The organism is Vibrio sp. YT-16 (genome assembly GCF_033337405.1).
Lineage (GTDB): Bacteria > Pseudomonadota > Gammaproteobacteria > Enterobacterales > Vibrionaceae > Vibrio > Vibrio alginolyticus.
Genome location: NZ_JAWOQQ010000030.1, coordinates 1 through 12,788, shown reverse-complemented (window position 1 = coordinate 12,788; position 12,788 = coordinate 1). Strand labels below are relative to the sequence as shown.

4 protein-coding genes are annotated in these 12,788 nt (G+C 44.8%); 2 read left to right on the top strand and 2 right to left on the bottom strand.

Annotated elements, in window-relative coordinates; genetic code table 11:
- Window positions 1-2,528: Calx-beta domain-containing protein (locus tag R7F07_RS23965; protein ID WP_318110577.1), on the bottom strand; the 2,528-nt coding region annotated here is incomplete at its 3' end.
- A gap of 389 nt (window positions 2,529-2,917) precedes the next feature.
- Here R7F07_RS23965 and R7F07_RS23960 point away from each other — a divergent pair.
- Both R7F07_RS23960 and R7F07_RS23955 read left to right on the top strand, forming a co-directional pair.
- On the top strand, window positions 2,918-4,231 hold the full coding sequence (locus R7F07_RS23960) for a TolC family outer membrane protein (protein WP_021707835.1): 1,314 nt from the start codon (window positions 2,918-2,920) through the stop codon (window positions 4,229-4,231).
- A gap of 2 nt (window positions 4,232-4,233) precedes the next feature.
- Complete coding sequence (locus R7F07_RS23955; RefSeq protein ID WP_005377363.1) at window positions 4,234-4,848, top strand: OmpA family protein; 615 nt, start codon at window positions 4,234-4,236, stop codon at window positions 4,846-4,848.
- Between the two features lie 86 nt (window positions 4,849-4,934).
- Here the strand turns inward: R7F07_RS23955 and R7F07_RS23950 are convergent.
- The coding region (locus R7F07_RS23950) for a tandem-95 repeat protein (RefSeq protein WP_318110576.1) at window positions 4,935-12,788 on the bottom strand (7,854 nt) is incomplete at its 5' end.

Below are 12,788 nucleotides of genomic sequence, written 5' to 3'. Positions count from 1 at the left end.
AGGCCTAGCTCGACTTGAACAGTGGACTCGGAGGCATTCGACAGCGTCACTTTGAAGTTCGCTGTCTCACCCTCATTAATCGTACCAGCGTCTGAAATAGTCACGCTTGGACGGTCATCATCCGGATCAGGGCCCGGACCACTGCCGTCGTCCACGATCGTCGCCGTCCCCGTATCGCTGCCTTGCACTGCACCAATGCCAGTCACTGTCACACTGAAATCTTCAGGACCTTCATAAACGGCGTCATCAATGGAAGCGATACGCACATCAAACTCGGTTTGCCCCGCTGGCACCGTTACTACGCCATCGTTTGGCACTGCAACCCAACCGGAGCCTGTGTTGTATTCCAAGGTACCTAAGTCACCGGCTTCGGTATCGCCCAAGTTCAGGCCTAGCTCGACTTGAACAGTGGACTCGGAGGCATTCGACAACGTCACTTTGAAGTTAGCTGTCTCACCCTCATTGATGGTGCCAGCATCTGAAATAGTCACATTCGGGCGGTCATCATCCGGATCGGGGCCTGGCCCAGTGCCATCGTCCACGATCGTCGCCGTCCCCGTATCGCTGCCTTGTACTGCGCCAATGCCGGTTACTGTCACACTGAAATCTTCTGGGCCTTCGTACACCGCATCATCAATGGAAGCGATACGCACATCAAACTCAGTTTGCCCCGCTGGCACCGTTACTACGCCATCGTTTGGTACTGCAACCCAACCGCTTCCGGTGTTGTATTCCAAGGTACCTAAGTCACCGGCTTCGGTATCGCCGAGATTAAGACCCAGCTCCACTTGCGTTTCCGCTTCAGACGCGTTCGATAAAGTGACTTTGAAGTTCGCCGTATCCCCCTCATTGATGGTGCCAGCATCCGTAATAGTCACGCTTGGACGATCATCATCCGGATCGGGACCCGGGCCACTGCCGTCATCCACAATCGTCGCCGTACCTGTATCGCTGCCTTGCACTGCGCCAATGCCAGTCACCGTGACACTGAAATCTTCAGGACCTTCATAAACGGCGTCATCAATGGAAGCGATACGCACATCAAACTCAGTTTGCCCCGCTGGCACCGTTACTACACCATCGTTTGGCACTGCAACCCAACCGGAGCCTGTGTTGTATTCTAGGGTGCCTAAATCTCCAACTTCGGTATCGCCGAGATTAAGACCCAACTCCACTTGCGTTTCCGCTTCAGAGGCGTTCGATAAGTTGACTTTGAAGTTCGCTGCCTCTCCCTCATTAATAGTACCAGCGTCTGAAATAGTCACGCTTGGACGGTCATCATCCGGATCAGGGCCCGGACCACTGCCATCATCCACTATCGTTGCCGTACCGGTATCGCTGCCTTGCACCGCCCCAATGCCAGTCACCGTCACGCTGAAATCTTCTGGGCCTTCATAAACAGCGTCATCAATGGAAGCGATACGCACATCAAACTCGGTTTGCCCCGCTGGCACCGTTACTACGCCATCGTTTGGCACTGCAACCCAACCGCTTCCCGTGTTGTATTCTAGGGTGCCCAAATCTCCAACTTCGGTATCGCCTAAGTTCAGGCCTAGCTCGACTTGAACAGTGGACTCGGAGGCATTCGACAGCGTCACTTTGAAGTTCGCTGTCTCACCCTCATTAACCGTACCTGCATCACTCATCGTTACCGCTGGGCGATCATCATCAGGATTTGAGCCAGGTCCACTACCATCATCTAAAATAGTGGCAGTCCCAGTAACAGGTGTGCTTTGTTCTTCTGTCGTGCCAGAGAGCGTAAACGTTTCTGGGCCTTCAAATACAGAGTCGTCAATAGAGTCTATAGAGACCGTAAAGTCACTTTCACCCGGTGGGATCGAAATGGTAAAGGTTCCGCTTTCACCGACTGAAACTTCTTCTGTTGTACCATCAGAAAATGTTATGAGGACACGCTCATTGACGTAGTCACTCCCGTTCTCGTCAGCTGAGCCGCCTGTTGCGGTTCCATCAAGGAGAGAAAGAATGACATCAGTGTTGTCTTCAGTTGTTTGACTTAGAGTAATATCGAATACAACTTGGTCACCTTCGTTGATAGTCGGACTAGATATTTCTTGAACTAAGATAGTCGGTGGTACAGGGCCATTAATTACTCTGAAAAGATCCAACAAAGATAGTGCTTGAGTTGTAGATAGTCCGATTCCATCAATACCGACGGTCTCAAAATTCGTACTAGCCAACAATTCAGCGCCAGTACGATCTATTGCACCAGTATTTTGGGGGCTAGAACCACTTTCCTCACCTGCAGCTGGCTCAAAATCCTCACCAAGAGCAGTAGGGTCTTCTCCACTAGCGATAGCCTCGATTAGCGCAGTGACATCATCAGTAACGTTAATTGAACTACCTTGCGGTGTTACCTGTTGTACAATTAATTCTGATGTATCAGAAATTTCCTCAATAATTAATTCACCAGGCTGAGGTAGCTGACCACTTTCAAGACTTCTCAGGTTCCCATCAAGCCCTATAACCACGACATTGCTCATCAATGAACTTAACGCTACTCGATCCATGCTCTTCATCCTTGTATTAGTTTAATTAAAGGCTTGTTACTGCACTAAACACGTCTATAGTTTAGACAAAATATGAATTTTTCGTTTTATTCCAAGAGGATTTAGTTTTTTGAGAGTAATAAGGAAAATAACCGAAGAATTTGCCTTCATTTAAGCCAGTTTCCGCTATGCTCTTAAGATAAAAAGATTTTCTACGAAAAAATCGACCACTTACCAAGCAAGCTTTGCCTCGTATGCTAGAGTTTAGAGAGTAAGATTGTTGTTTTTTATTGAATTAAACATTTAAACATCAACAAGTTGATAATACGCACTAAGAAAATTCATTGTTTGTAACTTCTCGTCTCAAATATGAAACAGAATAAGAGCGACATGATTTTAGGAGAACTAACGTGAGATGGAATCGAGTACATATAGCCTGCTGTTGCTTAATAGTGTCTTCACCAGTTTTCGGTCAAACTCTAGAGCAAGCGGTTGCACAGACGCTACAAAATAACCCCGATATTAAGAGTGCATTTAACGAGTTTATGAGCCAGAAGTACATAAATGAAGCTTCATCAGGTGCTTACCTCCCCTCTGTTGATCTAGATGCTGGAATTGGATATGAAGGATTAGACCCGTCAGATGAAGTTGGTCGAGGAGACACGGATTACACTCGAAAGGAAGCTTCAGTGACACTGACCCAACTAATATGGGATGGTAGCGCTACATTAAATGATATTGATCGAACCGCAGCTGATGCTGAATCTGTTAGATTTCAACTCTTAGCAGATGCTTCAGATAAGGCACTTGAAGTGACTAAAGTGTACTTGGACGCTGTTAAAGCGTATGAAGTCCTAAAGCTTTCAGAAAACAACCTTGCTGTTCATAAAGATATTTACGATGACATTAAAAAACGAGTCAACTCGGGTATCGGCTCTACTGCTGACTTGACGCAGGTAGAAGCACGTTTGGCAAAAGCACACGGAAACTTAGCTGCTGCTCAAAATAACCTGTATGACTCTCACACGATGTTCACTCGTTTAGTCGGTCAAACACCACAAGGGTTAATCTTTCCGAGAGCGGACCAAAACTTTATCCCGTACACGGTTGATGAAGCGGTAGGCTTGGCATTTGAACTTCATCCCGTTATTCAAGTGGCGCTCGCAGACGTAGACTCGGCTAAGTTTCAATACAAACAGTCTAAAGGTGTTAATTACCCAACCATTTCAATTGAAGCTTCGCAAACATGGCGTGACGACGCTGATGGTTTAAAAGGTCGAAGTGATGAGACACTTGCCATGCTGCGTCTACGCTACAACCTATTCAATGGTGGCAGTGATGCAGCGAACTCAGAAAACTTTGCCTACCAGCTAAATAAAGCAAAAGACTTGCGTGAAGGTGCCTATCGCAATGTTGAAGAAGGGTTAAGGCTTTCTTGGAGTGCGCTTGATTTAACATTACAACAAAAAGAGTTTCTATCAGATCATGTAGACTCTGCGTCTGAAACCGTAATTGCTTACGAGAAGCAATATCGCATCGGTAAACGAACACTGCTTGATCTATTGAACACTGAAAACGAGCTCTTTGAGGCGCGTAAAGACTACTTAGATTCTAAATACGCAGAGCAGTACGCCAAATATCGAGTGATGAACGCAACTGGGCAACTGTTGAGTGCATTAAGGGTTGAAATGCCTAAAGAATGGCTAGAAGAAGTGGAGTATTAATTATGAAACACATAGCTTTTATTACACTCTCATTAATGCTCTCCGCATGCAGTTCATCAGATCGTGGTGATGAATATGATTACATAGATACCCCAATTGCCGATCAATGGGCTGATCATATAGATGATGACTCTGACGGAGTCATTAACGAGCGAGATTTGTGCCCGGGTACACCTTTGGGTGCCGAAATAGACAACGACGGTTGCGGTTCGTACGTTGACTCCTCACAAGAAATGCAAATTCGAGTACTATTTGCGAACGATTCCGATGTGATCAACCCTATCTTTACGCAACAAATTCTTGAACTATCCGACTTTTTGAAAGAGTACCCGAACACGTCTATAGAGATTCAAGGTTATGCTAGTCGCACTGGTACTGCAGAACATAATCTTGACTTATCTAAGCGCCGCGCTGAAAACGTTAGAAAAGAGCTCATGAAGAACGGCATTAGTGGAGATAGAGTTACCATTGTCGGCTATGGAGACACAGTACTTGCGACACAAGGTACAGACCAAGTTAGTCACGCATTGAACCGTCGAGTAACCGCAACAGTGATTGGCCACAAGGGTGAAGTGAAGAAAGAATGGACCGTTTTCACAACACTTCCAAAAAGCTAGCACAACAATAAACAGACCGTAAAAATAAAAGGTCTAGCAAATTGCTAGACCTTTTTGATTTTAAATTTGACTACAGTTTAGCGCTACTACATGTCTTTGTACTGAGCTTCTAAACTCGCAATTAAGCTTTGAGTCACATCATCAACACTTGCACCGTCAAAATGGATGTCCAATGTCGAGCTCCCTTTTGTAATACTCAGGTTTGCCTCAGATCCCCCGTCTGGTGCCACTTCTACATGATACTCTCCGACATCACCAGTATGATCACCTGATTGAAGATCATTAAGAAGCTCTCCAATTTCATCTTTAGATAAGTCGTCAAACAGATCTGAGAAGTCTAGAGCGTCTTCATTTTTATTGAAGTCAGTGACAGTATCAACATCGTTAGTGACTTCACTCCACTTAAAGATGTCGGCCCCTTCTGACCCTGTTAAAGTATCACTACCTAAACCACCAATCAGAATATCATCCCCTTCACCGCCAACGAGTATGTCGTTGCCACCATGACCAAATAGTAAGTCATCACCAGCGCCGCCATATAAATTATCCGATTTATCTCCTTGGTGAGTTTGGTTGAATTCTTCCAAGTTATTTCTAACGTACTCATGTATATCTTCGCCGTCAACGGTAGACACATCCTGACCCGTTTGCTGCGCCACATGTGATTGAATCGCACTTAAGCCTTGTTCATTACCACCAAACTCAATTAAGTCACCTAACAAGATATCGTTACCTTCACCTCCTTGAATAGTGTCTGAACCTTGTTTGAGAGGTACATCTTGACCCAATATCGTTTCAGCAAGCTTAGTAACATCAATATCTGACTCTACCACACCATCAGTGTCATACTGCTTGAGTGTATGTTCATCAACGCCACTCCCAAGACCTATCGCTTCTATAGAGGACAATGCCGCTAGTACTTGATACATGTGTTGAGCTTGTGTCGAGCTATTCCCTTCATCGTAATAACGGATAGAGCCATAATATCTGTCGATATCGCCAAGGATTCTTCCTGTTAGCGGTGAATAAACCTTACCGTAACTATCTATAACGACATCACCTTTGTAGGTAACTGTTTGTCCGTATGAGTAATTGTTTTTACTCGCAATATCTTGCAGGGTAACAAGCTTGCCAGAATTATCGACGTCCAAAATCACTTTCGAGAATTCACTCGGTGCTACACCATAGAGGTATGTTGCTCTATTTGGTTGACCATCCGTAACAAAGTACGTGATATTTTGGCCATTAGGGTTAGGTTGACTGCTGAACCATTCAACGGCCGACTGTAAGCCCGCCTCATAGTTTGTGCCGCCAGAACCCTCATCATCAATTACACGATTCAACTCTTCTACAAACTCTTTTCTTGCTGTAAGAGAACTCAAGTCAACAGAAATCACCGCTGATGCACTTGAAGCAAATTCACTAAGGTGAATATTCACTGTCCCTGGCTTCTCTCCTTGATTTACCGCACTTAACAGCTCATCAAACACATCTAGCACTTCTTGCTTCGCAGTTCCTACCCAGTTACCCATGCTCCCTGAAGTGTCCAGAACAAATGCGATGTTGTAGTCCTGACCTGCAATGATCTCCAATCCTTGAACATCACCAACAATAATATCGTGATCGTCACTACCCGTTATCTGATCATTCCCATGCGATCCCGACTCCAACACATAGTCACGAGCTGTAAGCTCAACGGATTCAGTTGTTGAAGCTGCATCATTATTTGATCCTTCAACAGACGTAGCAGTAACGCTTAGCGGGAACTCTAAGCTGCCTTCATAATCGAATGGCACTCTGATATCCAGGGAAAGCTTACCATCTGTACCAAGAGTGACAGGGTAATCTCCATTTGAATCTTGCTTAATTGCGACCCCATCAACATACACGTCAACACCGTCTGGTAGAGCTTGTACAAGAGCAGTCTGCGCTAAATCCTCACTTCCATCGACATCAACTAGATCAACATCCACATCGACCGAAATCCAGCGATCTTGAAGCACTTCATAAGTGCCATCAGGTTTCAAATCAACAATTTTGTCTGCAAAAACAACGCGTTCAATTTCATATAAATGATCACCTCGGTCATCACTACCTGTATGATCGTTTACCGAATCGATAGAACGACTATCTAATAAAATCCAATATGGAACTTTACCTCCATGATCGTCTTTGAAGGTCATTTTGTAGTCATCAAAGTTCCCTGTTAAGTAGACTGTATCTTTACCATCATGCAGAGTAAGACTGGTCGCGTCATCACCATAAAACGTATCATTGTTACCACCGCCAACAAATACGTCATCGCCACCGCCACCATAGAATACATCGTTGAAATCTGTCCCAACAAACAAGCTGTCGGTGTCACTTAAGTCAGTATTGACTCCCAACACAACACCAGCGTGTGTATTAATTTTAGGTACTGCATTATCCAACCCAAGGTTGGCTGCGACAGCCTCATTTTCGGTATTGGTATTATTTATTGCCGATGTAGCTAAGTGATGGTTTGGATCAATAGCATCTCGTTTAACTAAGTCGCCAACATTGATCGTGATCGTAGGTGCATCTGCGATAGCAACAACATTGATATCAAGTGTATTTGTTACGCCAGTATTTGTGGTATAGCTAATTAATGGAACGTCACCTGACCAATGCTCAGCAGGTTCAAATATGTAACTACCATCTCGGTTTACTAGTAACGTACCACTAGTCAAAGAAACACTTTCGCCTACCTCGTAATCAGCACCATCGATAGTAAGATGATCTACCATCAGAATATTGTCGCCGTCAGAGTCATTAAGCAATACATTCCCTTGTAGAGTATTGTCTTCTATGGTTTCGCCCAAATCACTTTCCGTTTCCGTAGGTAAGTTCTCATGTACTACAACATTGATCGCCAAGTTAGATTCTGCTGAATCACCATTCGAGCTTTCTGTACTCGTTGCAGTCAAATTGATAGTGAAGTCATCATGGGAGCCCGCAGGTGGAGTCACAGTAAGTGCATCTAATGCCCAACTTGTCACGTCCAGTTCTTCATCAATAGTTGCGACAGTAATAGAACTATTTCCATCTGAAAGGATCGCACCTACAGGTAAGCCAGTTAGCGTGACTTTAAGTGATTCAGAGCCATCTGTATCATTTAAGCTTGCTTTAATTTCAGAGAGCGGTATCGCTGTATCTTGTAACCCTTCGTTCAGCTGGTATGTTTCGTAAAACGCAACACCATTAACTTCTTGTAGTTCAGACGTTCTGATATCAGTTGCTTCTAGTGCACTTTCATCACTAACTACGTAAAGACTACTATTGCTCAGGTTGACAGGCGCTTGTCCATTAATGGATACATCCACATTAAAGTTACCCGGACCACTTTGGTTATGGTGATAAATTTCAATTGGATAAAAGCCAGATACCGAAGGGGTAAAGCTAGCTCCCTTAATATCACCACTGTCGCTCCCCCAACGAGCTTGATCAAGTAACGTACCACCCAACTTGATTGCAAGGCTATCATCGGCTTGACCGACAAAGTCGTAACTCGAGCCAGCTTCGAGATAAACAAGAGATGTGACTAGAACGGCCTCATTTGCCAAGGTTGCATGAGTCCCTAAATCTTCCACATTTGCCCAACTCAATCGAGTACCATCGGCTTCATTAAGAGCGTTGATCGCTGAGATTAGAGTCTCTCCATTGACCCCCATACCATCACTAGAACCAACTTGAACATTACTCCATGTCGTAACGTTAAACTCTTGTTGAGGCAATGAGTTTAATGGCGTCACTGCAATTAAGTTCGGTTTGTCAGCTACAGGGTTCACGTCTATTGTCAGTGTCGACTCTTGACCAGAGCTCTGCCCATCTGTCGGTTTAAAACCAATTTGAGCGTAACTAGATTCCTGATCTCCGACTTGATTTCCGCCGAAGCTGTCACTGCCTGATTCATTTAATTCAGGTACAAAACGAACACCGTTTTCCTCAAAAAGCGATTTATCGAGGACTTGATCGATTTGTACAGACTGCCAATCGCCTTGCGAATCTCTGTACTCTAATGAGCCATCGCTAGGAAGCGTTGTAATTTGGACGGAGAGATCTGATACATCAGAGTCCACATCGCTAATACCGAATGATGACCAATCAAGCATCACTTGAGTATCTTCATTCATCTCAACCACTGAAGGCGAAGATTCAGGAGCATCATTCACATTTACCAGAGAAACATTTACCTCGGCAGTATCAATCCCGCCAGTTCCATCGATAACCTCAACCTGAAGCGTATAATCGCCCAAGTCAACATCATCGATTGTCTTGTTCAATGAAATCTCTCCACTTGTCGGGTCGATATCAAAAATACCATTAGTGCTCGAGCCATCTGCAAAACGGTATACAAGCACGTCATTATCGTGATCTTCAGCAACGACCGTGCCGATAACGGCCCCAATCACCGTGTTTTCGTTAACTGACCCGAAGTCGTAAACATCATCATTTGGTTTGTCACCAGCACTATCGCCGCCAGAAATAAACTCTGGAGCGTGCTGAGCATCTATAATAGAGACTGTTGCTTCATTCGAGTCACTTGCAAGCGTCGAATCTGCACCAACCGTATCAATTAGAGTCACGGTTAGGTTTTCAAGATCTTCGTAAATACCATCATCGAGAGTTTTTATATCAATCGGCGCCAACGTTTTACCCGCTGGAATCGTGACTGTGTACGTACTTGGAGCAATATAATCTTTGTCATCAACATTCCCTCCGATTGTGAATGTTACCAGTACATCTTCATCTGCTTTTTGGTCAATGTTGACGATAAATTTTGCATCACTACCTTCATCAACTGAGGATTGATCTGAGCTAATAGTCACTTTCGGTGCACTTTGGGCATCAACGATCACAACACTTGCGCTGTTATTTGAAGCAATGCTCGCATCAGCGCCATCAACCTCTTTAATGGTTACTGTGAAAGATTCTGCGCCCTCATAAATACCATCGGTGACCGTCAGTAAGTCAAGAGCAGCTGAAGATTGACCCGCAGGAACTTCAACACTCAGAACGCCAACAAAATCTTTTCCATCTTGGGCCACGCCACTATATTCGACATGAACCGTAACACTCTCATCTGCAACTTTATCAAGTGTCAGCGTAAAGCCTGCCGTTTCACCTTCATTTACGCTATTTTGATCGGCACTAATACTAACTAAAGGTGCAGGATCAGAATCCACAATATTTGCGTTACCAGTTGCAATACCATTACTGGTGACACTACCGATTTCCGTAACCGTAAGACCAAAGCTCTCATCACCTTCATGGACATTATCTAGTTTGGTCGGGACTGCGACTTTAATTTCAGCGACACCTGGAGGTATAGTAACGTCTCCATTAGGCGCTATATCTAATGTTTGAGTTTGACCATGAGTATCCACATAGGTCACTACCATAGTGCCTAGATCAACATCTTCCGCAGTATAGCTATCATTTGTTGTTGACTTCAGATTGACGACAACGGCCTCTTGAACAGGGTTAGAGAGTAAAACGGTAAATATTGCGTCAGTTCCTTCAATGACATCGCCGGCATCTACTACGCTAAGTTTTGTACTGTCATTATCAAGAACTGTTGCCGTCCCCGTTTCACCGCCGATCTCAAGAACGATCGTTTCGCTGCTTTCCACAACCAAGTCATCAATAGTCGGAATCGATATTTCGAAGCTACTTATACCTGCAGGAACAATCAAGTAACCACCTAAGAAAACAACACCATTTGTATAGGTTGCATTTGATAGATTTACGTCATTCTTATCAACTGAAGAACCTTGAGCAAGCATATCAACTTGGTACTTAACGGCAGTGCTAGTGGTTTCATTTAGAACAACCGAGAACGTGACATTGTCACCCTCAGTCACGCTATCACCGACCACAGACAGGCTTGGCCCATTTTCAGCAATATTACCATCTAGCATTTCATTAACGATATTGACTGTAGATGGATCGCTAACGCCATTTTCAGAGTCGACTGCCACATATCCAAAGCTGTCTTCGGCAGGTACACCTTCTACATAACGTAACTCCCAGTTCCCTTCATTTTTCGTAGAAAAATCTAACTGAGTAATGACCGAACCTTCAGGAAGAGCTAGATCTTTCCCATAACCAACGCTTGTTTCTTGGAATAGCATGAAGTTGCCTTCAGGCTTCAAAAACTCGAACGTTTGAGTCTGTTGGACATTATTTGAATCTAAGTATGTAACCGTAATAAGTGCTGCGTTGTCATCACCGTAATCAAACAATCCACCTAATCCATCTAAGCCAAGGTTTACGCTGCCCACAGGATTATTAGACAAATCGATCGTAATCGTTTCACCTTTCTCAATACCCTGCCCATCATTGTCAGCGATACCATTGCCGATGTGTGACACCTGGCGGTTGTACTGCGCAAGCTCACCGCTATCAGAAGAAATGGTGATAGAAGCTCCATTTGCTAAATGCTCAGTACGGGAGTGTGATGGACCTCCGTCCTCACTTAGCCCCCAATTATTGAAATCTGTTGTAGACTCGGAACTATTTAGTGTATCTGGGCGATCCTTGATACCTAATAAGAAACCCACATTATCAGCTTCATAGTAAAGGCTGTCTTTGTCATAAAGCGTATCGCTTACTTCTTTAATTTCGTGCAACTCACCATCACTATCTTTAAAGAACAACGTACCTGAGGTTGGCAGTTCAGTAATTCGGACATGTAGATCGTTGCCTTTTAAGTCGTCTTCAACATCCGCGATATGATCTTGAGAGTCGCCATCACCTAAAGGTTTCGTATCAGTATCAAATACAACTTGCGTCACAGGCTTGTCAGTCACATGCGTAAAGTCCTCACTGTCAGGCTTGTCATTGACTGGCGTCACATCGACGTTCACCGTGGTGGACTCACTGACGCCACCGGACGTAACGATGTAGGTAAAGCTGTCTGTACCGTGGTAGTTGTCGTTTGGCGTGTAAGTGACGCTGCCATCCGGGTTGACCGAGACCGTGCCGTTAGCTGGACCGTTATTGCTATCGAGCGACACCACTTTGTCGTCGCCTTCGAACGTGTCGTTACCTAAAACCTTGATGATGGTTGGTGTGTCTTCCACAACCGTCGCGCGGTCAGATTCAATATCTGCCACAGGCGCCACTGTGAAGTTCACCGTTTGGCTAACGCTTTCACCGCTTGGATCGGTGGCGGTAAAGGTTAGGGTTTCTGAGCCGTTCCAGTCCGCAGTTGGGCTAATGGTCGCGATGCCATTTTCAATCGACACCAACACGTTGCTGTTGCCGGACACTGAGAAGTTCAGTGCGGAGTCGCTGTCTTTAAATGCGTCGTTTAAATCAATCGTGTAGATCGTAAAATCTTCTGCTAACACTTGATCTGAAATCACATTGTCGACTGTTGGTGCATCGTTAACGCGATTCACAATCAAACTATCACTGTCGCTAACCGTTGGATTAACACCATCCGATACTGATGCGCTGATCGTTAGGTCTTTAAGGTTGAGTTCGTCGTTGTTAACCGCGTCAACACCCGCTTGAGTCAGTTTGACTTCATCGCCAACTAGCGCAAAGTAGCCGTTTGAGTTGTTTTCTAAAGAAACGGTTAATTGCTCTTCTGGCGTGTCGATATCAGCGACTTCCAACGTTGCCACTACCGTATCGGTATTCACTGCATCTTCAGTGATACTTTCTACAGCATCGACCTTGATCGTTGGCGCATCGTTTACTGGGTTAACGGTAACAGCTACTTTCGCTTGGTCAGTCAGCGAACCATCAGTGATGGTGTAAGTGATTTCGGCGTCACCATGGAAGTTCTCAGCCGGTGTGAAGACCAGTTTGCCATCAACGATCTCAACTGTGCCTTGTGTTTCAGGTACGGAAGCCGATTCAATCGACAGCTTATCACCATCAATATCGGTGTCGTTTGGCAGGACATC

Excerpts from the sequence above, each read along its gene's own strand:
- R7F07_RS23955 (WP_005377363.1), top strand. The coding sequence starts at position 4,234 with ATGAAACACATAGCTTTTATTACACTCTCATTAATGCTCTCCGCATGC.